Source organism: Mycobacterium sp. SM3041 (assembly GCF_039668335.1).
In the GTDB taxonomy this organism is placed as follows: Bacteria; Actinomycetota; Actinomycetes; order Mycobacteriales; family Mycobacteriaceae; genus Mycobacterium.
The window spans coordinates 17,474-41,864 of sequence record NZ_JAYXBQ010000066.1 but is presented as its reverse complement, the minus strand read 5'-3'; the positions used below and the strand labels follow the sequence as shown (position 1 = coordinate 41,864).

Sequence of the window (24,391 nt, the reverse complement as noted above, 5' to 3'; positions counted from 1 at the left end):
CACGGCTACTTGTTGACGACGGTGACCGGGTGCATGTACGGCAGCTTCTCGGCCGGCAGCGGGAACTCCAGGTCGCCGAACGGCGAGAGCGCGCCGGTACGGTCGGTTGCCAGCTCGCTCACGGCGTGGTCGTCGCCGGACACCTCGGGCCAGCCATTGTCGACGTACTGGTTCTTCTTCTTGTCAGCCACGGAGACATTGTGGCAGGCGCTGCGCCCGCTGGCGAGGCCGGGCGCCGGAGGACGCGCGGAGGACAAAGTCACCTGCTTTACGCTGGTCAGCAATGATCGACGAATCCCCGGGTGTGCCGCTGGGCTCCTGGCTGGCCGACATGTCGGACGCGCAGCTGGTGCAGCTGCTCAGCGTCCGGCCCGACCTCACCCAACCGCCGCCGGCAACCCTGTCGGCGCTGGCGGCCCGCGCCCAGTCGCGGCAATCGGTCAAGGCCGCGACCGACGATCTCGATTTTCTTCAGCTGGCCGTACTGGATGCGCTGCTGACGTTGCAGGCCACCACCATCGCCGTGCCGACCGGGGCGCTGTTCAAACTGCTGGCCGGGCGCGCCAACAAGAAGGTCGTCACCTCGGCGCTCGACGAGCTGCGCACCCGCGGGCTGGTGTGGGGCGGCGACACGGTGCGGGTGGTCTCGGAGGCGGCGTCGGTGCTGCCCTGGTATCCCGGACAGGTCACCGTCGAGGACCCCGACGCCGACGGCATCGCCGCGAAGCTGGCCGCGATCGACACACCACAGCGGGAACTGCTGGAGCGGCTGGCCGACGGATCCCCGATCGGCCGGACGAAGGACGCGGCCCCCGGGACCGCACCCGACCGTCCGGTGCCGCAGCTGATCGCGGCCGGGCTGCTGCGCCGCATCGACGACGAGACGGTGATCCTGCCGCGGCTCGTCGGGCAGGTGCTGCGGGGCCAGGCACCGGGGCCGACGACGCTGACACCACCGGCACCGTCGACACCCGTGCTCGCGGAGCAGGACGTCGACGCGGCTGCGGCCGGTTCGGCCATCGACCTGCTCCGTGAGGTGGAGCTGGTCCTCGAAACCCTTTCGGCGACACCGGTTCCCGAGCTGCGCAGCGGGGGCCTCGGGGTCCGCGACGCCAAGCGGCTGACGAAGGTCACCGGCATCGACGAAGGCCGGCTGTCCCTGATCCTGGAACTGTGCGCGGCGGCGACGCTGATCGCGTCGGGCATCCCGGACTCGGACGACCACGACGACGGTCCCTGCTGGGCGCCGACCGTGGCCGCGGACCGGTTCATCGAATCGAGCGCCGCGACGCGCTGGCATCTGCTGGCCACCACCTGGCTGGGCCTGCCGTGCCGTCCCGGCCTGGTGGGCAAGCGCGGCCCCGACGGCAAGCCCTATGCCGCCCTGACCAATGCGCTGTATTCGTCGGCCGCGCCGCTGGACCGCCGGCTGCTGCTGACGGTGCTCGCCGAGCTGCCGCCGGGCGGCACCATGGACACCGCCACCGCCTCGGCGGCGATGCTGTGGCGCCGGCCGCGCTGGACCGCCCGGCTGCAACCCGAGCCCACCGACGAACTGCTCACCGAGGCGCACGCTTTGGGCATGGTCGGCCGCGGCGCCATCGCCGGGCCCATCCGGCTGCTCCTGGCCGGCGCACCCGAGGAAGAGGTCGTCGCCGCGATGGCGGCGGCACTGCCCGACCCGATCGACCACTTCCTGCTGCAGGCCGACCTGACGGTCGTCGTCCCGGGGCCGCTGGAACGCGACCTCGCCGACCAGCTTGCGACCGTCGCCGACATCGAATCTGCCGGCGCGGCAACGGTTTACCGCATCAGCGAGCAGTCCATCCGCCGCGCCCTCGATACCGGACGGACCGCCAGCGAGATCCACACCCTGTTCGCCCGGCACTCCAAAACGCCGGTGCCGCAGGGCCTCACCTACCTGATCGACGACGTGGCCCGCCGGCACGGGCAGCTGCGGGTCGGCATGGCGTCGTCGTTCATCCGGTGTGAGGACCCGGCGTTGCTGGCGCAGGCGCTGGCCTCGCCCACGCTCGAGCAGCTGAGCCTGCGGGCCCTGGCCCCCACTGTCGCGGTGTCCCCCGCCCCGATCGCCGATGTGCTGGCCGGCCTGCGCACTGCGGGCTTTGCCCCGGCCGCCGAGGATTGGTCGGGCACCATCGTCGACCTGCGCCCACTCGGTGCCCGCGTCTCCACGCCCATTCACCGGCGCACGTTCCGGCACCCGCAGGCGCCCAACGAGAAGACGCTCGGCGCCATCGTCGCCGTCCTGCGGCAGACCGGCCGCGGCGGCAACGGCGAGCGACTCGACCCGGCGGCCGCCATCTCACTGCTGACCGACGCCGCGCTGACGCAGTCGTCGGTGGTCATCGGGTACGTCGACGCCGCGGGAGTGGCCACGCAGCGGGTGGTGGCGCCGGTCAACGTCCGCGGCGGCCAGCTGACGGCCTACGACCCGGCCGCCGGGCGGGTCCGCGAATTCGCGATCCACCGGGTGACCTCGGTGGTTGCGCCGGAATAACGCGCGCCGTGGTCCCGTTGCTCTCGCGGGTGGGCGGCCCGGCTCGCGGGGAAATGGACAACTCGCGCGCGTCTGGATAATGGATCGGATGGCTTGCGAGCAATTGATGGAGTGGATGGCGCATGACTGACGGACCCCTGATCGTCCAGTCGGACAAGACCGTGCTGCTCGAGGTCGACCACGAGCAGGCCGGGGCGGCGCGGGCGGCGATCGCGCCGTTCGCCGAGCTGGAGCGTGCGCCCGAGCACGTGCACACCTACCGGATCACGCCGCTGGCGCTGTGGAACGCGCGCGCCGCGGGCCACGATGCCGAGCAGGTCGTCGATGCGCTGGTCAGCTTCTCCCGGTATGCGGTGCCGCAGCCGCTACTGGTCGACATCGTCGACACCATGGGCCGCTACGGGCGCCTGCAGCTGGTGAAGCACCCGGCGCACGGGCTGACGCTGGTAAGCCTGGACCGGGCCGTGCTCGCCGAGGTGCTGCGCAACAAGAAGATCACCCCGATGCTCGGGGCCCAGATCGACGACGACACTGTCATCGTCCACCCGTCCGAGCGCGGCCGGGTCAAGCAGATGCTGCTCAAGATCGGCTGGCCCGCAGAGGATTTGGCAGGCTACGTCAACGGCGAGGCGCACCCGATCGCGCTGGAGCAGGACGGCTGGAAACTGCGTGACTACCAAGAGTTGGCCGCGGATTCGTTCTGGTCGGGCGGCTCGGGGGTCGTGGTCCTGCCGTGTGGCGCGGGCAAGACGATGGTCGGTGCGGCCGCCATGGCGAAGGCCGGCGCGACGACGCTGATCCTGGTCACCAACACCGTCGCGGGCCGGCAGTGGAAGCGCGAGCTGATCGCGCGCACGTCGCTGACCGAGGAGGAGATCGGCGAGTACTCCGGCGAGCGCAAGGAGATTCGGCCCGTCACCATCGCGACGTATCAGGTGATCACGCGCCGCACGAAGGGCGAGTACAAGCACCTCGAGCTGTTCGACAGCCGCGACTGGGGTCTGATCATCTACGACGAGGTGCACCTGCTGCCCGCGCCGGTGTTCCGGATGACGGCAGATCTGCAGTCCCGGCGCCGACTCGGCCTGACCGCCACCTTGATTCGCGAAGACGGCCGTGAGGGCGACGTGTTCTCGCTGATCGGCCCGAAGCGGTACGACGCCCCGTGGAAGGACATCGAGGCGCAGGGCTGGATCGCGCCGGCCGAGTGCGTCGAGGTCCGGGTCACCATGACCGAGAACGAGCGGATGACGTACGCGACGGCCGAGCCCGAGGAGCGCTACAAGCTGTGCTCGACGGCGCACACCAAGATCGCGGTGGTGAAGTCGATCCTGGCCCGGCATCCCGACGAGCCGACCCTGGTGATCGGCGCGTATCTGGACCAGCTGGAGGAACTCGGGCAGGAGTTGGACGCCCCGGTGATCCAGGGCTCGACCAAGAACGCCGAGCGTGAGGCCCTGTTCGACCAGTTCCGGTCGGGCGAGATCCGCACGCTGGTGGTGTCGAAGGTGGCCAACTTCTCCATCGACCTGCCGGAAGCGTCTGTGGCCGTTCAGGTTTCGGGCACGTTCGGGTCACGGCAGGAGGAGGCCCAGCGCCTGGGCCGGCTGCTGCGCCCCAAGGCTGACGGCGGCGGCGCGGTTTTCTACTCGGTGGTCTCGCGCGACAGCCTCGACGCCGAGTACGCCGCACACCGTCAGCGCTTCCTCGCCGAACAGGGCTACGGCTACGTCATCAAGGACGCCGACGACCTGCTGGGACCGGCTATCTAGCCAGTCCCAGCAATCAGGTGCGGCCGTGACCGCCGGGGACTACGCTCGTCGCAGTTCGCCCCACCCGCGGAGGTCACGGATGACGTACGACTACGACTGGCTGGTCATCGGATCCGGTTTCGGCGGCAGCGTCTCGGCGCTGCGGCTGGCCGAAAAGGGTTATCGCGTAGCGATTCTCGAATGCGGCCGCCGCTTCGAGGACGCCGACTTCGCGAACGAGACCAAGGACGCCAAGAACTACTACTGGGCACCGCAGGTCGGGATGCGCGGCATCCTCCGGCTGACACTGTTCAAGGACATCTTCATCGGCTCCGGCTGCGGCGTCGGCGGCGGCAGCCTGGGGTACGCGAACACGCTCTACCGGGCGTTCCCGAATTTCTACGAGAGCCCGCAGTGGAAAGGGCTGGCCGACTGGGAGTCCGAACTCGCGCCGCACTACGACGAGGCGGAGCGCATGCTCGGTGTCGTCGAGTACGACGACGACGGACCGGCGGACCTGCTGTTGAAGGAGTACGGCGAGGCGATCGGCGTCGGCGACACGTACCGGCGGGCACATGTCGGGGTGTTCCTGGGGCAGCCGGGAAAGACGGTGCCGGACCCGTACTTCGGTGGCGACGGCCCCGACCGCACGGGGTGCATCAAGTGTGGTTCGTGCATGGTCGGCTGCCGCCACGGCGCCAAGAACACCTTGCGGAAGAACTATCTGTGGTTCGCCGAGAAACTCGGCGTGCAGATTTTCAGCGAGCGCGCGGTGACCGACATCAAGCCGCTCGACGCCGACGGTTCGGCGGGATACGAAGTGACACACCAGAAGAGCGGCGCGTGGGGCAAGCGCACTGCCGAGAAGCTGCGCGCCCGTGGCGTCGTCGTCGCAGCCGGCGCGCTGGGCACCAACCGCCTCCTGCAGCGCTGCAAGCTCAGCGGTTCACTGCCCAACATCTCCGATCGGCTCGGCTATGTGGTGCGTACCAACAGTGAATCGATCATGGCGGTGATGGCGCCCAAGGACTACCCCGACGACTTCACGCACTCGATCGCGATCACCTCGAGCATCTACACCGACCCGTCCACGCACATCGAGGTCGTCACCTACGGCAAGGGCGGCGACACCCAGTCGCTGCTGTTCAATCTGATGATCGAGGCGGGCAAGCGGGGCACCCGGCCGCTGCACTTCCTGGCCGCCGCCGCGAAGAACCCGAAAGCGGCGCTGGCGGCCTGGAAGATCAAGGACACGTCGCGGCGCGTGATCATCCTGCTGGTCATGCAGTCCATCGACAACGCGATGCGCCTCAAGGTGAAGATGCGCCTCCCCAACGGCAACGTCGCCCTGACGACCGAGCAGGACCCCGACAACCCCAATCCCGACTTCGTGCCGGCCGCCTACGACGCGGCAAAATGGTTTGCCCGCCGCATGGGCGGCGTCGCGTATTCCGGTGTGACAGAAGGCATTTTCGCGATCCCGTCGACAGCGCACATCCTCGGCGGCGCGGTGATCGGCGAGTCCCCCGAGACCGGTGTCGTCGACAGCCGCAACCACGTCTTCGGCTACGAGAACCTGCTGGTCACCGACGGTGCGGCCGTCCCGGCGAATGTGGGCGCCAATCCGAGCCTGACGATCACCGCGCTCGCCGAGCGCGCGATGACGTTCATCCCGGCTAACGCGCCGGCTGTTTGACGACGGTCAGCAGCACCACCGAGTCGGCGAGCGCCTTCAGGCTGTGCCGGGTGGACGGGATGATGAGATGGTCGCCGGCCATGCCGTCCCAACTGGCCTGTTCGGCGACGAGGCGCACCCGGCCCTGCAGCACCTGAAGCGTGGCCTCGCCGGGGCTCTCGTGCTCGCCCAACTCGTTGCCGTCGGCGAGAGCGATCAGCGTCTGCCGCAATGCATGCTCGTGGCCGCCGAAGACCGTGTGAGCGCTGCGCCCGCCATTTCCATCGCGCGCGATGTCCAGATGCCGGCGGGCCAGCGCGGTCAGCGAGATTTTCTCCATGCCTCAAATATCCGCTTCAGCAATGCCCGCCGGAACCGTTTGACGGTTTAAATCACGCGCAGCGAATCCCCCTCGCCCGGGAAGCGACGACGCAGTGCGTCGAGCATCCGCTGCACCTCCAGCACCCTCCGGCGCAGGGCCAGCAGAGCGTCCGTCGGGGACTCCACTGCCGCCTGCGCGGTGGCTTGCGCGCGCCGCGATCGCCGCTCCAACACCGTCATCTGGTCTTCCAGATCAGCGATCTCGTCGAGCAGCAGTGCCGCGAACAGGCGCGATTGAGCCAGGTCCGCGCGGTGGGCGGGCCGGGCCTCGGCATCGAACCGCGACCGCCCACCCACGGCGCCGGGGCGCACCGTGCGCCGGGTGGCCGTGGCATTGGAAGGGATCGGCACCGGGGCGGCTCGGCGTCCGGTTTCGCGCATCGTCGGCAACATGGCGCAATGATCACCGAGACTGCACCTTTGCGCTACCAGCCGTTCATCTTCCGGACCGCAATCGGACACCTTCGAGGAAAGGCTCAGCGGAGCGCGGTGGGCCGCCCGAAGCGGGCCGGCACGCCCGGTGAGAACAACGCGCGCAACGGCGGTCCCACCGGCACCACACCGCTGGCGGGCACCAGATCGTCGGTCAGCTCGACCACCTCGGCCTGGCGCAGCGGCCAGGTGGGATGTTCGTTGGGCACCCACCAGGTCCGGCCGGCCTTGCGGGTGTGCGCGCCCCACCGCGCGGTCAGCCACACCTCCAACGGCGTGGGGTCGACGGGTGCGCCGATGGCCAGCTCCGCCAGGGTCCGCAGGCCGCGCTCCGGCCACCGGCGCGTGCCCGCGTAGGTGATCCGGTCAGCGGTGCGGGTGACGCGCAATTTGGCCCAGGTGTACGGCACGCCCATACCGAGCCGCGTCGCCCCGACGACCGCGAGCCGCGTCGTCTCCAGCGACCGGAACAGCACCCCGTGCCGGCCGGCGGCGTCCACCGAATAGAGCCGCACGTTCGTTTCGGCGAAGGTCCCGAAGTACGGCAGCGGCACACCGCCGGCCACCGCCGACCGGTGCATGACGAACGGCACCAAGCCGACGTATGTCAGCCCGTCGGAGAAGATGTCCGGCGCGGTGCCGGGCGGGTACAGGTGCGCGACGCTCGCCGGATCGACGGGCCAGTGCAGGAACGTGAGGTCACCCCAGAACTGTTCGACCCACACCGGCGGCCGCAGCGGCGGTGCGTCGACCAGAAACCCGTCCATGCTCGCTAGTCACTGAGTGCGGGGATGACGTCGCGCTCGAACGCCTCGATGCTCGACCTGTCGTAGGCGGCCTCCGGGAAGTACACGATGGCGTACTCGCTGCCGAGATCCTTGATCTTCCGCAGCGTCTCGATGACCTGTTCGGTTGTGCCGCAAGCGGAGTCGGGCGAGGTCAGGTTCTTGACCATCGCGTCGACAGCAGCTTCGTGCGCGACGGTGACCTGGCGGTCGCGAATCCGGGCGATGCGCGCGGCGACGTCGGCCTCGGACTCCCCGATCACCACGTTGAAGTTGGCCGAGCGGACGATGCCGTCGTAGTCGGTGCCGACCTCGCGGCAATGCTGTTGCAGGACTTCGGATTTGTGCGCGAAGCCGTCAGGCTCGGAGGTGAAGTTGGTGTACTGCGCGTACTTCGCGGCGATCTTCAGCGTCACCTTCTCACCGCCGCCCGCGATCCACAGCGGAATACCCTTGTCCTGCAACGGCTTGGGTTGCACGATGGCGCCGTCGACCTGGTAGCGCCTGCCGTCGAAGCTCACCACGCCGTCACGCCAGGCGGTGCGCATGATCTGCACGCCTTCGTCGAGCCGGGCGAGTCGCACACCGGCCGACGGGAAGCCGTAACCGTAAGCGCGCCATTCGTGTTCGTACCAGCCGCCACCGATGCCCATCTGCACCCGGCCGCCGGAGATGATGTCGGTGGTCGCCGCCACCTTCGCCAGATACGCCGGGTTGCGGTAGCTGATCGCCGTACACATCTGGCCCAGCTTGATCCGCGAGGTCGTGGCGGCGTACGCCGCCATCAGCGTCCAGGCCTCGTGCGTGGCCTCTGCCGTCGGCATCGGCACGGTGTGGAAATGGTCGTAGACCCACAGCGAATCCCAGGGTCCGGCGTCGGCGTGCGCGGCCAGGTCACGCATCACCTGCCATTGGTCCTGTGGGGCGATCCCCACCAGATCGAGTCGCCAACCTTGCGGGATGAACAATCCGAAGCGCATGGTCCCGACTTTATGCAATACGTGCGGGCCGCTCCACGAAACGGCGTCGGGAACCCTCACGGCCCGGGCTTAGGCTGAAGACCATGGCACCCGAATTGCGCGTCGATCCGCAGGTTCTGACGGCCGCGGCGAGCACCATGGCGTCGTGCGGCTCCGCGGTCGGCGGAGCCAAGCCGGGAGAATCGCTGAATTCGGCCGCGGCCGGCATGTCGGGGCTCGCCTCCGGCGCCGCCTGTCAGCGCGTCGGCCCGGTGCTGAACACCGACTGCGAGAACCTCGGCAAGGCCGTCACCGGCTTCGCCGACTCGCTGCGCACCGCGGCCACCAACTACCAGAGCACCGACGCCGCGGCGGGCAACGCCATCGGCACGACGATGCCGGGACGCTGATCAGCCCGGCAGGCGGTTGTTGATCCGCAGGCCCGCGAACAGCGCGAGCACCAGCACGAAGAACCCGACGCGCGTCCAGCTGCCGCTGGCATCGCCGCGGATGGTCTGGTAGCCGATCTGCTCCTGCAGGTTGGCGTACACACGGGTCAACTGATCGAGGGTCTCGGCGCGGAACGATTCGCCGCCGGTGACCTTCGCGATCTTCTGCAGCGACAGGTCATCGGTCGGGACCGGCACTTCCTGACCCTCGTAGGTGATGACACCCGACGGTGTACCGAACGAGATGGTCGAGATCACGACGTCCTGGTCCTTGGCCGCGCGGGCCGCCGTCAGTGCGCCGCGCGGGTCGTTCGGGTCCGCCGGCACGGTTTCCTTACCGTCCGACATCAGCACAATGTGTGCGGGCGGCGGACCGTCACCGCCGCCCATGACCGCGTCGAGCGTGGCGATGGCCTGCAAGGCCGTGAAGATGCCCTCGCCGGTCGCGGTGCGCGGCGACGGCTCCAGGGTGTCGATGGTCCGCGCCACGACGTCGTGGTCGCTGGTCGGCGCGACCAGCATCGTTGCGCTGGACGAGAATTGGACGAGGCCGACGCTGATCCCGGTCGTCAGGCCTTTGACGAACGTCTTGCCGGCGCTTTTCGCCGCCTCGATGCGGCTGGGCTTGACGTCGGTGGCGATCATCGATTCGGAGACGTCGATGACGAGCATGACGACGGCGCGGTTACGCGGAATCCGGATGTCGTGGGTCGGTCCGGCCATGGCGGTGGTCAGCAGGACCAGGGAGATCACCAGCAGCACCGCCGGCAGGTGCCGCCAGCGCGAGCGCGTCTTGGGACGGGCCGCGACGACCTGCTCCAGCAGTTCGGTGTTGGCGAACCGCAGCACCCGCTTGCGACGGGCCTTGCGCAGCAGCAGGTAGATCGCGACGGCGCCGACGACGGCGATCAGGTACAGGAAGAACCAGGCACTCGAGAACCCGGACAGCGTCAGTGGCCCGATAAAGGGGATCTCCAACAGGCACTCTCCGTTGCGTTCGGCGTCGTCGCTCGGACCGATATGGGGCAATCGTACCGACGCCGACGAGTGCGGTACCGGATGCGGCCGGCGCCGGACGCGATCGGTCCGTCAGTCCGGCAGTCCGAGCGCGGCCATCGCGCCGTCGACCGCCGCTCGCCGCAGCTGGTCGGCCGGCACGTCCGGGAACTGCAGGCAGCAGTCCTGCAGGCCGCCGAACGCGATGACGGCCCGGGTGGCTTGTTCGAGGGTGGGCCGACGTCCGAAGACCAGCTTGCCCAGCCGCTCGCGCCACGCCAGCATGCTGTCGATCAGTCCCAGGTCGGCCAGCGTGGTCAGGTCGGTGACGATGAGCATGAGGTCGGCGCGGTGCCGGTAGTGGAAGTCGAAGTAGCCCTGCAACAGCTCGCGTGGGGTGGCCCGGGCCGAGCCGCGCAGGCGTTCGCGGGCAGCGACGAATTCCTCGCCCTCCTCGACCAGCGGCTGCAGGATGCTGCGCACGAGGTCCTCACGCGAGCTGAAGTGGTAGTAGAGCGCGGGTTTACTGATGCCGAGCCGATCGGCGATGTCCTGCAGGCTGGTCCGCTGCACGCCCTTCTGACTGAATAGCTCGCGCGCCACATCCTGGATGCGCACACGGGTCTCGGACGGGGTTCTCGCCACGTAGCCACCCTAACTTACTTAACGGGCGGTAAGCTGACCCGACATCCACTTACCGACCGTTAAGTAAATGCGGAGGAATCCATGAAAGTGCTCATCTCGGGCGCCAGCATCGCCGGCCCGGTCCTGGCCTACTGGCTGTCCCGCAACGGATTCGATGTGACGGTCGTCGAACGTGCACCGGCCCTGCGCAAGACCGGTGGCCATGCCGTCGACCTCTTCCGGCCGGCCATGGAAATCTCCGAACGGATGGGCGTACTGGGGCGCATCGAGGCCCGGGCCACCGGGACGACCGCGCTCACCGTCAACCGTCCGCCGCGTACCCGGTGGACGCACATCGACTACGTCAAACTCATCGCGGCCATGTCCGACCGCCACGTCGAGATCATGCGCGACGACCTCAGTCAGGCGTACTACGACGCCGTCCGCGACGACGCCGAGTTCCGCTTCGGCGACCAGATCACGTCCATCACCGACGCCGGCGAGGTGACGTTCGAGCACGGTGCCCCCGAGCGCTACGACCTGGTGGTCGGCGCCGACGGGCTGCACTCGGGGGTCCGGCAACTGGTCTTCGGCGACGAGGTTCGGGAACGGTTCCTCGGCGGCTATCTGGCCGTGGTGTCGGTGCCGAAAGTGCTTGCGCCCAAAGGTGAGATGAGCGGCTACCTGGCGCCGCGGAAGATGGCCATGGTGTACAGCGCCGACCACCTCGATGATGCCCGGGCGGTGTTCCTGTTTCGCACCGATGAGCCGCTGGACTACCACTACCGCGACATCGCAGCTCAGCAGCGCCACCTGCGGGCGGCGTTCGCCGGCCTGGTTCCCGAGGTCGACCATTGGCTGCGCGAGGTGGACCACACCCCGGCGTTCTACTTCGACGCCATCACCCAACTGGAGATGAGCACCTGGTCGCGGGGACGGGTCACGTTGGTCGGTGACGCGGGGTATTGCCCCGGCCCTGCTGTCGGCGGGAGCACGAGCCTGGCGGTGTACGGCGCATACGTCTTGGCCCACGCGTTGTCCGCGGCTCGCGGCGATCACACTGCCGCGTTCGCCGCCTACGAGCGCACCATGGCCGCGCCGGTGGCCGGCAGCCGCACCATGGCGCGCGTCAACGCCAGGACCATCGTGCCCGGATCTGATTGGGGCGCACGAACACTCGTCGGCGTCGCGCGGACCATCTCGGTGTTGCCGCGGGGCCTGACCGGGCGCCTGGCCCGGCTCAACGCGAAGGGCGTCCGGCTGTACGACACCATGCCGCTGCCCGACTGACGTCTGCGCGTGTGGCCGAAGCCGCTGCGCTGTCACCCTTTTTCGCTACGTTGGGTTCATGGCCCTTTCCAAGGATGAACGCGAACAATTTCTGGCCGAACCACACATCGGGGCACTGTCGGTCAACGCCGGCCCGGACCGCGGTCCCCTGACGTTGCCGATCTGGTACCAATACAGCCCCGGCGGCAAGCTCTGGCTGCTCACCGGGCTCGGCTCCCGTAAACACAAGCTGATCGAGGCGGCCGGGCACGTGTCGCTGATGGCCGAGCGGCTGGAGCCGACGGTCCGCTACGTCGCGGTCGACGGCCCGGTGCTCAGCATCGAGACCGGCACCGATGAACAGCTGGTCGAGATGGCCGAGCGGTACCTCGGCAAGGAGAAGGCCCCGGCCTACCTCGAGATCGCCCGGCGCGAGCACGGCCCCAGCGTGACCGTCACCGTCGACCCGAAGCACTGGCTGTCGGCCGACCTCGGGGCGCTGTGATGCCATGTCCTCCCGACAGCGACTGTTCCGGGTCTTCTACCGGCTCGGATTCACCCCGTGGGACGGGCATCCACTAGCCACCAGTCTGCGCGAGCTGGTCGAGGGTGACGGTGCGCTGACGCCGGGCACCGCGCTCGACATCGGCTGCGGCACCGGCGACAACGCCCTGTATCTGGCCGGGCTCGGCTGGGACGTCACCGGCATCGACTACGTCGCGACGGCGGTCCAGAAGGCGCGGGCCAAAGCCGCCAAGCGGGACGCCACGGCGCCGGGCGCGGTGCGGTTCGACCAGGCCGATGCCACCCGGCTCACCGGGCAGGGCATCGGCGCCGATTTCACGCTGATCGTCGACAACGGGTGCCTGCACGGCATGAGCGCGGACGACCGCGACGCCTACGTCGGCGAGGTGACGGCGGTCGCCGCCGCGGACGCGCGCCTGCTGATCGTCGCGTTCGTGCCGGGCGCCTCGTTCGGGGTGCCCGGGATCGATCCGGCCGAGGTGGAGCGGCGCTTCGCGCTCGGGTGGACGCTGCTCGACAGCGGTGACGAGCCGGGCCTGGATCGGGGCGGCAAGAACCCGGCGCGGTACTACTTGTTCAAGCGGCGCCGCACCTGAGGTTTCGCGGCCAGACTTTGCCGGCATCGGGCCGTCAGTCGCCGGGCGTAGCGTGGCCACATGGGCGAACTTTCTGACGATGTGATCGCGTTTCTGTCCGAGGGCACGCGCACCGCGGTGCTCGGCTGGGTGGCGGCCGACGGCCGGCCGCTGGCCGCACCCGTGTGGTTCGTGGTGGACGGCGGCGAGCTGGTGTTCAACACCGGCAAGGACACCGCCAAGGGTCGGGCGTTGGCCCGCGACCCACGCGTGGTGCTGTGCGTCGACGACACGTCCCCGCCCTATGCGTTCGTCCAGATTCAGGGCGTCGCGGCGATCAGTGAGGACCCCGACGAGCTGCTCGACATCGCCACGCGTACCGGCGGCCGCTACATGGGCGCCGACCGCGCCGAGGAATACGGCCGCCGCAACGGTGTCCCCGGCGAGCTGGTGGTCCGGGTCAAACCGACGAAAGTCATTGCCGCATTTGACGTGGCGGATTGAGGACGCCATGACCGACCTGTCTGAATTCGCCGAACTGTCCGCCCGTGATCACGGGCCGGTTGTGCTGAACACGCTGCGTGGTGACGGCAGCGTCCAGTCGTCGGTGGTCAATGCCGGCGTGTTGCCACATCCGACGACCGGGGAGCCGGTCGTGGCGCTCGTCGCCATCGGATCAACCCGCAAGCTGCGCAATCTGCGGGCCGACCCGCGCACTTCGGTCGTCGCGCACGCGGGGTGGCAGTGGCTGACGGTCGAAGGCACGGCGGAGGTCATCGGGCCTGACGACACCGATGCCGAGACACTGAGGGTGTTGTTGCGCAACGTCTTCACCGCCGCCGGCGGCACCCACGACGACTGGGACACCTACGACCGCGTCATGCGGGACGAGGGCCGCGCCGCGGTGCTCATCTCACCGACGCGGGTGTACTCGAACCCCGCGCGCTGACCTCGAAACCTGCCGGGGTGGCATGACACGACTCGGTTCGGTTGCCTTGCTGTCAGGTTTCTAAACTGCCGGCATGGGCCGGCCACAGATCAGCACCGCCACCGTTCGCCGCGGCCTCTCGGCCGCCCGGGTCAAACTCACGGCGCCGGAGGCCATGCGGCCCGTGCTCAACCTCATGAAGGGTGCCGATCCGGCGAGGGACGTCAGTGCGGCCCGGCTGGGACTGTCCCTGCTGTGGCTGGCCGACGACGTCATCGCCGCGGTGAACCGCAAGCTCGAACGCGTCAACATCTCGGAAGCCAAGCTCGATGTCCTGATGATCTTCGCGGCACAGCTCGCCCAACCAGAAGACGAATGGACTGTCCGCCAGACCCCCAGCGGGATCGCCGAGTACTTCGGCATCACCAAGGCCAGCGCCACCGGTCTCATCGACTGGCTGGAGAACCGGAAGCTGGTCGCCCGCACCCGGCATGCCACCGACCGCCGCAGCACACCGGTCCGCATCACACCCGAAGGGGAAAAGCTTGTCGCCGAAGCGCTTCCGATCTTCGAGCAGGCGTGCGGCGGGCTCATCGAAGTGCTGAGCGAGCGCGAGCGCCGGGACCTGCAGCGCATCCTCGACAAACTGTGGATCCACGTGAAGGCACCCCAGGCGACAGACTCCGGCGCCTGACCAGCCACCACCGCGCATCGGCGTCACCCACCAACGCAAAAACCCCCAAATCCCTTGGGATTTGGGGGTTTTTGGTGGTGCTAGAGGCTAGCTCTCCAGCGACGCCGGCGGCAGGAAGCGGTCGCCGTACTTGGCGGCCAGTTCCTTGGCCCGGGCCACGAAGGCCTCCTTGCCGACACCGAGCTCGCCCTGGTAGCCGACGATGAACTGCGCCGAACCACCGGTGTACGGCGGGAAGCCGATACCCATGATCGAGCCGATGTTCGCGTCAGCGGTCGAGGTCAGCACGCCCTCGTCGATGCACTTCTGGGTCTCGAGTGCCTCGGCGAACAGCATGCGGTCGATCATGTCCTGCAGCGGCAGTTCGGTCGAACCCGAGTTGAAGGCTTCCTTCAGACCCGGCCACAGCTGGGTGCGCTTGCCGTCGACGTACTCGTAGAAGCCCGCGCCCTTCAGACGCGACGGGCGACCGAGCTCGATCATCTTCTCGACGACAGCCTCGGCCGGGTGCGCCACGTGGGTGCCACCGGCAGCCTCGACGCCTTCCTTGGTGGCGACAGCGATCTTGTGCATGAGCTCCAGGTTGAGCTCATCCGAAAGCTGCAGCGGCGCAGCCGGGTAACCGGCCTGCGAACCGGCCTGCTCGATGGACGCGGGCGCGACGCCCTCGCCCAGCATGGCCAGCGCCTCGTTGACGAAGGTGCCGATCACGCGCGAGGTGAAGAAGCCGCGGCTGTCGTTGACGACGATCGGGGTCTTCTTGATGGCGAGGGTGTAGTCGAACACCCGGGCCAGCGCCTCGTCGGAGGTCTTCTCACCCTTGATGATCTCCACCAGCGGCATCTTGTCGACCGGCGAGAAGAAGTGGATACCGATGAAGTCCTCCTGGCGCTTCACGCCGGTCGCCAGACCGGTGATCGGCAGGGTGGAGGTGTTCGAGCCGAGCAGCGCGTTGGGCTCGACGATGTCCTCGATCTCCTGGAACACCTTGTGCTTGAGTTCCTGGTTCTCGAACACGGCCTCGATGACGAAGTCGACGCCCTTGAGGTCCTGCGGGTCCGCGGTCGGGGTGATGCGGGCCAGCAGCGCGTCGGACTTCTCCTGCGTGGTCTTGCCACGCTCGAGCGCCTTGGCCTCGAGCTTCTCGGAGTAGTTCTTGCCCTTGTCAGCGGCTTCCTGCGTGACGTCCTTGAGGACGACCTCGTAGCCCGCCTTGGCCGACACGTAGGCGATACCGGCGCCCATCATGCCCGCGCCCAGCACACCGATCTTCTTGATCTCCTGCTTGGCGATGCCCTCGGGACGCGAGGCGCCACCGTTGATGGCCTGCAGGTCCAGGAAGAACGCCTGGATCATGTTCTTGGCGGTCTGGCCGGTGACGAGCTGGGTGAAGTAGCGGCTCTCGATGCGCGACGCCGTGTCGAAGTCGACCTGCGCACCCTCGACGGCGGCATCCAGGATGGCGCGCGGCGCGGGCATCGGAGCACCCTTGAGCTGCTTCTTCAGCAGCGCCGGGAACGACGGCAGGATGCCGGCCAGGCCCGGGCTCGACGGGGTGCCACCGGGCATCTTGTAGCCCTTGACGTCCCACGGCTGCACGCCGCCCTCGGGGTTGGCCTTGATCCACGCCTTGGCGGCGGGCACCAGTTCCTCGACGGTGTCGACGAGCTCGTCGACCAGGCCGGTGGCCTGCGCCTTGGCCGGGGTGAAGCGGGTGCCCTGGCTCAGGACCTCCATGAAGGCCTTCTGGATGCCGAACATGCGCACGGTGCGGGCGACGCCGCCACCGCCGGGCAGCAGGCCCAGGGTGACCTCGGGCAGGCCGATCTGGCTGCCGCGGACGTCCGCCGCGATGCGGTGATGGCACGCGAGGGCGATCTCCAGGCCGCCGCCGAGGGCGGCGCCGTTGATGGCGGCCACGACGGGCTTGCCCAGGGTCTCCAGGGCGCGCAGGTCGGCCTTGATGTCCTCGACCATGGCGAACGCCTCGCCGGCGTCGTCGGGGCCGATCTTCATCATGCCCTTGAGGTCACCGCCGGCGAAGAAGGTCTTCTTCGCGCTGGTGATGACGACACCGGTGATGGAGTCCTTCTCGGCGAGCAGGCTCTGCACCGCGTAGTGCATCGACTCCTTGTAGTGCTCGTTCATGACGTTGGCCGAACCCGTGGGGTCGTCCATGGTCAGGGTGACGATGCCGTCGGCATCCTTGTCCCACTGAATTGTCTTCTCAGCCATGTTCTTTCAATCTCCCTAGACGCGCTCGATGATGGTGGCCACGCCCATGCCGCCGCCGATACACAGCGTGATGAGGGCACGCTTGGCGCCGCGGCGCTCGAGCTCGTCGACCATGGTTCCGGTGATCATGGCGCCGGTGGCGCCCAGCGGGTGGCCCATCGCGATGGCGCCACCGTTGACGTTCAGCTTCTCGTCCGGGATGTTCAGGTCCTTCTGGAACTTGAGCACCACCGAAGCGAAGGCCTCGTTGATTTCGAACAGGTCGATGTCGTCGACCGTCAGGCCGGCGCGGTCCAGGACCTTCTTGGTGGCCGGGGTCGGGCCGGTCAGCATGATGACCGGGTCGGCACCGCTGGTGGCGGTGGCCACGATGCGGGCGCGCGGGGTCAGGTTCTGCGACTTGCCGGCGGCCTCGCTACCGATCAGCACCAGCGCGGCACCGTCGACGATGCCCGAGCTGTTGCCACCGTGGTGGACGTGGTCGATCTTCTCGACGTAGTGGTACTTCTGCAGCGCCACGTCGTCGAAGCCGCCCATGGCGCCCAGACCCGCGAACGCGGAGTTCAGCTTGGCCAGGCTCTCCAGGGTGGTGCCCGGACGCATGTGCTCGTCGTGGTCCAGGATGGTCAGGCCGTTCTGGTCCTTGACCGGGATGACCGACTTGGCGAAGTAGCCGCCGGACCAGGCCGCGGCGGCCTTCTCCTGCGAGCGCACGGCGTAGGCGTCGACGTCCTCGCGCGAGAAGCCCTCGATGGTGGCGATCAGGTCGGCGCCGATGCCCTGCGGGACGAAGCCGATGCGGTAGTTGGTCTCGGGGTCACCGGCCCACGCGCCGCCGTCCGAACCCATCGGGACGCGGCTCATGGACTCGACGCCACCGGCGTACACGAGGTCGTCCCAGCCGGAACGGACCTTCTGGGCGGCCAGGTTCACGGCCTCGAGGCCGGAGGCGCAGAAGCGGTTGAGCTGGAAACCACCGGTGGTCTCGGGCAGCTTGGCCACGAGCGCGGCGGTGCGGGCGATGTCGCCGCCCTGGTCACCGACGGGCGAGACGACGCCCATGATGACGTCGCTGATCAGGTTCTCGTCCAGATCGGGATTGCGACGACGCATTTCGTCGATCAGGCCGACGATCAGGTTGACCGGCTTGACCTCGTTCAGTGCACCGTTGCGCTGCTTGCCACGGGGCGTGCGAATGGCCTCATAGATGAAGGCTTCTTCGGACATGTGTTTGCTCCAGGTCCTATTGAGATGGGGTTGTGGGTGGATCTACCCGCAAGTAGACGGTCCCCTGCCCGGAAGCGTAACAGGCCCTCCCAACCAGGTGGTTGGGAGAGTGACCAGACCAACGCAAAAGGCCACCTACCGCACGTCCGCGTGAACCTGACGTGCAATAAGTGGCCCTTGGCCAAAGAGTGGCCGCTGCGCCTGGAGTTAGGCGACAGCCTCGGTGAGGAACGGATAGTCGGTGTAGCCGACGCGACCCGACGCGTAGAACGTCGCCACATCCGGCTCGTTGAGCTCGGCCCCCAGGACCAGCCGGTCGACCAGGTCGGGATTGGCCAGGAAGGACCGCCCGACCGCGGCGGCACTGATGGCACCCAGGTCGACGAAGCTGTTGAGCTGGCAGAAATCGGTGCCAGAGCCCCGGCCCGTGTTGAGCACGAACGTCCCCGACCACAGCGCGCGGATCGCACCGAACAGGTCGGCGGTGGGATCGATGACGACATGCAGGTAGGCAATACCGAGCGGGTCAATCCGGTTCAGCAGGGCCTCGTACGTGCTGAACGCGTCGTTCTCATGCATGTCGCCGGCGGGGTTTCCGGGGGATATCCGCAACCCGACCCGGCCGGCGCCGATCTCGGCAACGACGGCTTCGACGACCTCGGCGGTCAGCCGGGCCCGGTTCTCCGGCGATCCGCCGTACGCATCGGTGCGCTGGTTGACCACATCGGACGCGAACTCGTGCAACAGGTAACCGTTGGCGCCGTGAATCTCCACGCCGTCCATCCCGGCGTCGACCGCGCGGCGTGCGGCGGCACGGAAGTCGGCGACGATGCCGGGGAGCTCCTCGATGTCGAGTGCCCGCGGGATCTCCAACGGCTTCTTGCCTGTGGGAGTGTGCGTGACCATGTCGGCGGCGATGGCCGACGGCGCGACCGGCTGGGCCCCGCTGATCTCCGAATGCGCCATGCGGCCGACGTGCCACAGCTGCACGAACATCTTTCCGCCGGCATCGTGTACGGCCTGCGCGATCCCGGCCCACTTCGCCTGGTGCCCGTCGGTGTACATGCCGGGGGTGTTCATGTAGGCGCCGTTGGCGCTGCGCGAGACGGCCGTGGCCTCGGAGATGATGATCCCGGCGCCGGCGCGCTGCGAGTAGTACTCGGCCGCCAGGTCCGACGGTGTGCCGTCGGCGTCGGCCCGCGACCGGGTCAGCGGTGCCATGAACAGGCGGTTGGTGGCCGACGTGTCTCCGACCTGAACGGGCTTGAGCAGCGCGGCGTCGGGGGACAGACGGAAGGGTGCGGCAGTCACGGAGTAGGCAACCGCCGCACGGCGCCGGTTCATTCCCGACTGTGGTCAACAGCGCCGAATGTTGGCTTGTGTTCGGCTGTTTCGTGGTGACTCGTCGAACACGAGCCGACACTCGGCGGAATCAGGCGACGGACTTCACGAACTCGGCGACCTCGCCGACCGCACGACGGGCGTCGGGGTTCGAGAAGGCGAAGGCCTGGAAGACGTGGACGGCGCGGTCGAAGACCTGCAGCCGCACCGGCACGCCCGCCGCCGCGAGGCGCTCGGCCAGCAGCTCCGAGTCGGGGCGCAGCGCCTCTTCCGAACCCACCTGCAGCAGGAACGGGCCGAGGCCGCGCAGGTCGGCATCGACCGGGGACGGGGTCGCTTCGCGCCCGCCGTTGCGCAGCAGGAAGACCTCATTGATCATCCGGAGGAAGTCGACCGGGAACATCGCGTCCGGAACACGGGCCGCGGCTTCGTATTTCGGCGTCATGTCGCTGTCGGTGGCAGCCGAGAGGAGCACGCACCCGGCGGGCGGCGCCATGCCGAGGTCGCGCACCGTCACGGCCGTCATCGCCGCGATGAAGCCGCCGGCCGAGTCACCGGCCAGGACGATGTTCTCGGGCTTCACGCCCTGCGCCAGCACGTGGCGGTAGGCGTCGACGCCGTCCTCGACCGCGTCCTCGACGAGGTTGCGCGGGCAGAGCCGGTAGCCCACGCTCAGGGCCCGCGCGCGGCTGTCCCGGGCGATGTGGCTCACCAGCGGCCGGTGGCTGTTGATGCCGAGCGCGATGAACGCCGAGCCGTGGAAGTAGATGATGACGCGGCCGTCGACCGGCGGGGTGGTCTCGTTCCAGACCCATTCGGCCGGGCAGTTCGGCAGCTCGACCTTTTCGGTGCGCGACCCGCGCACCGCGGGCATCCAGTTGGTCACCCGCTCGGAACCGTCGTACGCGCGGTTCAGCAGGGCCTGCGGGAAGCGCCAGTTGATGGCCAGCATGAGCTTGGTCAGCAGGAACAGCAGCGGCTTCACGGCCCGCAGCAGGTAGGACTCGGCGACCGAGTGCCAGTTGGCCTTGCCCATCCACTCCGGGCCGGCGTACGTGCCGGTTTTCGGCACCGCGTTCTCGGCCGGATCGTCGATCCGTTCGGCGCTGGTCATAGGGCCTCCTTTTGCGACATCGCTCTGCCGAGACTAGATCAGCTCCCCTGACACCGACTCTGGCTCGACATGCTGAGATCGCGCCGGCACGGCACGATAGGCAGGTGTCGGACCCCCACCATCGCATCCCGGCGGATGCGCTCCAGCGCATCGACACCCTGTTGTCCCGCGTCGACGCCGACCTCGCGGCGCGGTTTCCGGGAAGCTCTGCCGCCGTCCAGCCGATACACACCGTCTACGTCAGCGCGGCCGACGCGACTCCCGATACGCCGGCGCAGTGGGGTCGGGCCGCGCTCGAACTGCTGGACCGGCACGCGGCGGTCTTCGCCGAACTCGGCGACCAGGCCACGGTGTCGCTGGTGCGCGACCAGCTCACCGCCGCGCCGATTGCCGACCTGCGCCTGGATTTCGAGGACGGCTACGGCCACCGCGGCGACGACGTAGAGGATCGCGACGCGGCGCGGGCGGCGGCGACCCTGCCCGCACTCGGGTTGAGCCACAGCGGGATTCGCATCAAGGGACTGACGACCGCAGAGCGCCGCCGGGCCCTGCGCACCCTCGAATTGGTGCTCGACGCCGGTGCAATCGACGGCTTCGTCTTCACCGTGCCGAAACTGCGTGCGGCCGAACAGGTCACCGCGGCGGTCTGGCTGTGCGAGGCATTGGAGACCGCACACGGTCTGCCAGAGCACACGCTGCGCTTCGAGCTGCAGATCGAGAGCCCGCAGGCGGTCCTCGGCCCCGACGGGACCGCGACCGTCGCCCGCGCCATCCAGCTCGCCGATGGACGGTGCAGCGGATTGCATTACGGTACATACGATTACAGCGCCGCCTGCGGTATCGCACCGCAGCACCAGGCGCTCGATCACCCGGTGGCCGACCACGCCAAGGCGGTGATGCAGACCGCCGCCGCGCAAACCGGCGTCTGGGTCGCCGACGGCTCGACGCAGGTGGCCCCGGTCGGCTCCGAAGAGCAAGTGGTGCAGGCGATCCGGCGCCACCATCGGCTCGTCACCCGGTCCCTCGAGCGCGGTTTCTACCAGGGGTGGGACATGCACCCCGGTCACCTGGTGACCCGGTGGCTGGCCACCTTCACGTTCTTTCGGGCCGCCATGTCCGCCGCGGCGCCCCGGCTGCAGGCCTACCTCGACCGCAGCGGCGGCCCGATCGTCGATGAACCCGCGACCGCCGAGGCGCTGGCGGCGGTGGTGCTGCGCGGGCTGGACTGCGGCGCGTTCGGCGCTGACGACGTACTCGCGTTCGCGCCCGGCGCTACCGTCGACGTGCTACGAAACCTCAAGAACCGGAAGCTGCCATGACTGAATCACTGCCCGACTTCACCTGGCTGCCCGACCTCGCGCTGCGGAGCCTCGGCGGGGCGGTGATCTGGGCCAACGACGACTTGTTCGCCGAGAAGGAGAACCTCATCTCCCCTGGCCCGTCGGTGTATCGGCCGGCCTCGTTCGGTCACAAGGGGCAGGTGTACGACGGTTGGGAGACGCGGCGTCGTCGCGACGAAGGCCACGACACCGCGATCGTGCGGCTCGGTGTGCCGGGCGTCATCCGCGGCGTGGTGGTCGACACCGCGTGGTTCAAGGGCAACTATCCGCCGGCCGTCTCCGTCGATGCCATCGAGGTCGACGGCTACCCCACCGCCGAACAGCTGGCCGTCGACCCCGGCTGGGTACCGCTCATCGAGCGCTCGCGCGTGTACGGCGACACCCGTAACAACTTCGAGGTCTCCTCGGAACAGCGCTGGACGCATGTACGGCTCAACATCTACCCGGACGGCGGGGTGGCGCGGCTGCGGGTGCACGGAGAAGGCCGCCCCGACAAGCGATTCCTCGGTGTCGGCCCGTTGGACCTGGCGGCGCTGGAGAACGGCGGTCTGGTGCTCGACGCCTCGAATCGCTTCTACAGCTCACCGCAGAATCTGATCTTCCCTGGACAGGCCCAGGTGATGGGTGACGGCTGGGAAACCGCCCGGCGCCGTGACGATTCCAACGACTGGGTGCGCATCCGGCTCGCCGGACCGGGCCGGGTGCGGCTCGCCGAGATCGACACGTCCTACTTCATCGGAAACAGCCCCGGAGCAGCGGCATTGACGGCACTGCGCGCCGACGGACAGTGGGTCGACCTGTTGCCCCGCACCGATCTGTTGCCCGACACCCGGCACCGCTTCATCATCGAGGCCGACGACGTGGTGTCCGAGGCCCGGCTGGACATCTATCCGGACGGCGGGTTGGCGCGCCTGCGGCTGTTCGGGGAACTCGCGTGAGCTACCCGCGCGACCTGGTCGGCTATGGCCGCACCCCGCCAGACCCGCAGTGGCCCGGGGGCGCGGCCATTGCTGTGCAGTTCGTCCTCAATTACGAAGAGGGCAGCGAGAACAACGTGCTCGACGGCGATCCGGCCTCGGAGACGTTCCTGTCCGAGATGACCCCGGCCGACGCGTTCCCCAACCGGCACATGAGCATGGAATCGCTCTACGAGTACGGCTCGCGCGCCGGATTGTGGCGGATACTCAGGATTTTCGAGCGCCGGGACATCCCGTTGACCATCTTCGCGGTGGCGCGGGCCCTGCAGCGCAATCCGGAGGCGCTGGCCGCTTTCGGCGAACTTGGGCACGAGATCGCCTGCCACGGCCTGCGGTGGAAGTCCTATCAGCTCGTCGACCGCGACACCGAGCGCGCGCACATGGCCGAGGCAGTGCGGATCCTGACCGAGCTCACCGGCGCCGCGCCGCTCGGCTGGTACACCGGCCGGGACTCACCGCACACGCGGGAGCTGGTGGTCGAGCACGGCGGCTTCGTCTACGACTCGGACTCCTATGCCGACGATCTGCCGTACTGGGTGCGGGTCGCCGACACCGACCACCTCGTGGTGCCGTACACGCTCGACACCAACGACATGCGATTCGCTTCTCCGGCAGGCTTTTCCAACGGCGAGGAGTTCTTCGCTCATCTGCGTGACGCCTTCGACGTGCTCTACGCCGAGGGGCTGGGCGGTAGCCCCAAGATGCTCTCGATCGGCTTGCACTGCCGGCTGGTCGGCCGGCCGGCCCGCAGTGCCGCGCTGGAACGATTCCTCGACCACGTGCAGTCCCACGACCGGGTATGGCTCGCCCGGCGCATCGAGATCGCCGAGCATTGGCGCGCCGTGCACCCGGCCGGCTAGACCTCGCGCCGGACGGTGTATTCCTTGGCCGGCGGTGTCGCGAACTCGCCACGCTTGCCGGTGCGCAGCCCCATCCGCACCAGTGCCTGCACCGTCAACGTCGCGGCGCTCACCCCGTCGACCACCGGCACCCCGAGCTCGGCGGTGATCGCCGCGCACATCTCGGCCATGCCCGCGCACCCCAGCACGATGGCATCGGAGCCGTCGGCGTCCAACGCCTCCCGGCACGCCTCGGTGATGACCTTGCGTGCCGTCGGATCGGTTTCCAGGTCCAGCACCGGAATGTCGCAGGCGTGGATGCCGAGGCAGAAGCGTTGCATGCCATAGCGTTCCGCGAGATCGGCGGCCCGGCCCATGGTGCGTGACAGCGTCGTCACCACCGAGAAGCCCCGGCCCAGGTGGCTGGCGGTCTGCATGGCGGCCTCGGCGATGCCGACGACCGGGCCGGTTGCGAGCTCCCGCACCGCGTCCAGTCCCGGATCACCGAAGCACGCGATGACGTAGCCGTCGGCCCCGGCGTCCTCACCGCGCCGGATCGCCTCGAGCAGACCCGGCACGCTCATCGCCTCGTCGTAGTGGCTTTCGATGGAGGGCGGACCGAATTCGGATGTCACGGCAACGATCTCGACACCGGGACCGGCCACTGCCTGAGCGCAGCGGCCGATCCCGGCGGTCATCGATGTGGTGGTGTTGGGGTTGATGACCCAAATCCGGCTCATCCCAAGGACTCCCC

Annotated in this window: 25 protein-coding genes; 13 read left to right on the top strand and 12 right to left on the bottom strand. The window is 68.6% G+C overall.

Annotation, left to right across the window (positions count from 1 at the left end; translation table 11 throughout):
* Window positions 1-5: 5 nt before the first annotated feature.
* Window positions 6-191 carry a hypothetical protein gene (locus VXD91_RS21385; protein ID WP_110811866.1) on the bottom strand — a complete coding sequence of 62 codons (186 nt, stop codon included), beginning with the start codon at window positions 189-191 and terminating at the stop codon, window positions 6-8.
* Between the two features lie 92 nt (window positions 192-283).
* On the opposite strand from VXD91_RS21385, the gene VXD91_RS21380 reads away from it, so the two are divergent.
* From VXD91_RS21380 to VXD91_RS21370, 3 genes are all read left to right on the top strand, one after another.
* Window positions 284-2,521, top strand: a complete 2,238-nt coding sequence (locus VXD91_RS21380; protein WP_346416336.1) for a helicase-associated domain-containing protein — start codon at window positions 284-286, stop codon at window positions 2,519-2,521.
* A gap of 122 nt (window positions 2,522-2,643) precedes the next feature.
* Entirely contained in the window at window positions 2,644-4,293 is a 1,650-nt protein-coding gene (locus VXD91_RS21375; RefSeq protein ID WP_020098878.1) for a DNA repair helicase XPB, read from the top strand.
* Between the two features lie 79 nt (window positions 4,294-4,372).
* Entirely contained in the window at window positions 4,373-5,968 is a 1,596-nt protein-coding gene (locus tag VXD91_RS21370) for a GMC family oxidoreductase (RefSeq protein ID WP_346416335.1), read from the top strand.
* On the opposite strand, the gene VXD91_RS21365 is transcribed toward VXD91_RS21370, so the two are convergent.
* The 4 genes from VXD91_RS21365 to VXD91_RS21350 form a co-directional block, all read right to left on the bottom strand.
* The gene (locus VXD91_RS21365) at window positions 5,949-6,287 is read right to left on the bottom strand and encodes a cupin domain-containing protein (protein WP_346416334.1); all 339 of its coding nucleotides are present in this window, start codon (window positions 6,285-6,287) and stop codon (window positions 5,949-5,951) included. The genes VXD91_RS21370 and VXD91_RS21365 overlap by 20 nt on opposite strands.
* A 47-nt stretch (window positions 6,288-6,334) precedes the next feature.
* On the bottom strand, window positions 6,335-6,721 hold the full coding sequence (locus tag VXD91_RS21360) for a hypothetical protein (RefSeq protein ID WP_346416333.1): 387 nt from the start codon (window positions 6,719-6,721) through the stop codon (window positions 6,335-6,337).
* An 83-nt stretch (window positions 6,722-6,804) separates the two neighbouring features.
* A complete protein-coding gene (locus VXD91_RS21355) occupies window positions 6,805-7,527 on the bottom strand; it encodes a DUF2071 domain-containing protein (protein WP_346416332.1) in 723 nt (240 codons plus the stop codon).
* Between the two features lie 5 nt (window positions 7,528-7,532).
* A complete protein-coding gene (locus VXD91_RS21350) occupies window positions 7,533-8,525 on the bottom strand; it encodes an LLM class F420-dependent oxidoreductase (protein ID WP_346416331.1) in 993 nt (330 codons plus the stop codon).
* An 83-nt stretch (window positions 8,526-8,608) separates the two neighbouring features.
* Here VXD91_RS21350 and VXD91_RS21345 point away from each other — a divergent pair, with 83 nt between their 5' ends.
* Complete coding sequence (locus VXD91_RS21345; protein WP_318986777.1) at window positions 8,609-8,914, top strand: type VII secretion target; 306 nt, start codon at window positions 8,609-8,611, stop codon at window positions 8,912-8,914.
* Here VXD91_RS21345 and VXD91_RS21340 read toward each other — a convergent pair whose 3' ends face one another.
* Both VXD91_RS21340 and VXD91_RS21335 read right to left on the bottom strand, forming a co-directional pair.
* Window positions 8,915-9,931: a VWA domain-containing protein gene (locus VXD91_RS21340; RefSeq protein WP_318986778.1), complete on the bottom strand. Its 1,017-nt coding sequence runs from the start codon at window positions 9,929-9,931 to the stop codon at window positions 8,915-8,917.
* Window positions 9,932-10,042: 111 nt separating this feature from the next.
* Window positions 10,043-10,594 (bottom strand): helix-turn-helix domain-containing protein, encoded by a 552-nt coding sequence (locus VXD91_RS21335; protein ID WP_346416330.1) that lies wholly within the window; start codon window positions 10,592-10,594, stop codon window positions 10,043-10,045.
* 81 nt (window positions 10,595-10,675) lie between these two features.
* On the opposite strand from VXD91_RS21335, the gene VXD91_RS21330 reads away from it, so the two are divergent.
* From VXD91_RS21330 to VXD91_RS21305, 6 genes are all read left to right on the top strand, one after another.
* Window positions 10,676-11,863, top strand: a complete 1,188-nt coding sequence (locus VXD91_RS21330) for an FAD-dependent monooxygenase (RefSeq protein WP_346416329.1) — start codon at window positions 10,676-10,678, stop codon at window positions 11,861-11,863.
* A 58-nt stretch (window positions 11,864-11,921) separates the two neighbouring features.
* The gene (locus VXD91_RS21325) at window positions 11,922-12,347 is read left to right on the top strand and encodes a pyridoxamine 5'-phosphate oxidase family protein (RefSeq protein WP_212813242.1); all 426 of its coding nucleotides are present in this window, start codon (window positions 11,922-11,924) and stop codon (window positions 12,345-12,347) included.
* 4 nt (window positions 12,348-12,351) lie between these two features.
* Window positions 12,352-12,963, top strand: coding sequence for a methyltransferase domain-containing protein (locus tag VXD91_RS21320; protein ID WP_318986781.1), 612 nt, complete (start codon window positions 12,352-12,354; stop codon window positions 12,961-12,963).
* A gap of 60 nt (window positions 12,964-13,023) precedes the next feature.
* On the top strand, window positions 13,024-13,446 hold the full coding sequence (locus VXD91_RS21315; RefSeq protein ID WP_318986782.1) for a PPOX class F420-dependent oxidoreductase: 423 nt from the start codon (window positions 13,024-13,026) through the stop codon (window positions 13,444-13,446).
* A 7-nt stretch (window positions 13,447-13,453) separates the two neighbouring features.
* The gene (locus VXD91_RS21310) at window positions 13,454-13,891 is read left to right on the top strand and encodes a TIGR03618 family F420-dependent PPOX class oxidoreductase (protein ID WP_346416328.1); all 438 of its coding nucleotides are present in this window, start codon (window positions 13,454-13,456) and stop codon (window positions 13,889-13,891) included.
* 73 nt (window positions 13,892-13,964) lie between these two features.
* Entirely contained in the window at window positions 13,965-14,564 is a 600-nt protein-coding gene (locus VXD91_RS21305; RefSeq protein ID WP_346416327.1) for a MarR family transcriptional regulator, read from the top strand.
* A gap of 87 nt (window positions 14,565-14,651) precedes the next feature.
* On the opposite strand, the gene VXD91_RS21300 is transcribed toward VXD91_RS21305, so the two are convergent.
* From VXD91_RS21300 to VXD91_RS21285, 4 genes are all read right to left on the bottom strand, one after another.
* Window positions 14,652-16,799: a 3-hydroxyacyl-CoA dehydrogenase NAD-binding domain-containing protein gene (locus VXD91_RS21300; RefSeq protein WP_133426524.1), complete on the bottom strand. Its 2,148-nt coding sequence runs from the start codon at window positions 16,797-16,799 to the stop codon at window positions 14,652-14,654.
* Window positions 16,800-16,814: 15 nt separating this feature from the next.
* Window positions 16,815-18,026, bottom strand: coding sequence for an acetyl-CoA C-acetyltransferase (locus tag VXD91_RS21295; RefSeq protein ID WP_020098862.1), 1,212 nt, complete (start codon window positions 18,024-18,026; stop codon window positions 16,815-16,817).
* Window positions 18,027-18,233: 207 nt separating this feature from the next.
* Window positions 18,234-19,370 (bottom strand): alkene reductase, encoded by a 1,137-nt coding sequence (locus tag VXD91_RS21290; RefSeq protein WP_346416326.1) that lies wholly within the window; start codon window positions 19,368-19,370, stop codon window positions 18,234-18,236.
* Between the two features lie 88 nt (window positions 19,371-19,458).
* Entirely contained in the window at window positions 19,459-20,481 is a 1,023-nt protein-coding gene (locus VXD91_RS21285; RefSeq protein WP_346416325.1) for an alpha/beta hydrolase, read from the bottom strand.
* Between the two features lie 104 nt (window positions 20,482-20,585).
* Between VXD91_RS21285 and VXD91_RS21280 the strand changes: the two genes are divergently transcribed.
* The 3 genes from VXD91_RS21280 to puuE are packed head-to-tail and all read left to right on the top strand — an operon-like array spanning window position 20,586 to window position 23,658.
* Window positions 20,586-21,800 carry an aldolase/citrate lyase family protein gene (locus VXD91_RS21280; RefSeq protein ID WP_346416324.1) on the top strand — a complete coding sequence of 405 codons (1,215 nt, stop codon included), beginning with the start codon at window positions 20,586-20,588 and terminating at the stop codon, window positions 21,798-21,800.
* A complete protein-coding gene (gene alc / locus VXD91_RS21275; RefSeq protein WP_318986788.1) occupies window positions 21,797-22,759 on the top strand; it encodes an allantoicase in 963 nt (320 codons plus the stop codon). The genes VXD91_RS21280 and alc overlap by 4 nt, the downstream gene beginning before the upstream one ends.
* Window positions 22,756-23,658 carry an allantoinase PuuE gene (puuE, locus tag VXD91_RS21270; protein ID WP_318986789.1) on the top strand — a complete coding sequence of 301 codons (903 nt, stop codon included), beginning with the start codon at window positions 22,756-22,758 and terminating at the stop codon, window positions 23,656-23,658. Before alc ends, puuE begins: the two co-directional genes overlap by 4 nt.
* Here puuE and VXD91_RS21265 read toward each other — a convergent pair.
* Window positions 23,655-24,377, bottom strand: coding sequence for an aspartate/glutamate racemase family protein (locus tag VXD91_RS21265; RefSeq protein WP_346416323.1), 723 nt, complete (start codon window positions 24,375-24,377; stop codon window positions 23,655-23,657). The genes puuE and VXD91_RS21265 overlap by 4 nt on opposite strands.
* Window positions 24,378-24,391: the final 14 nt, after the last annotated feature.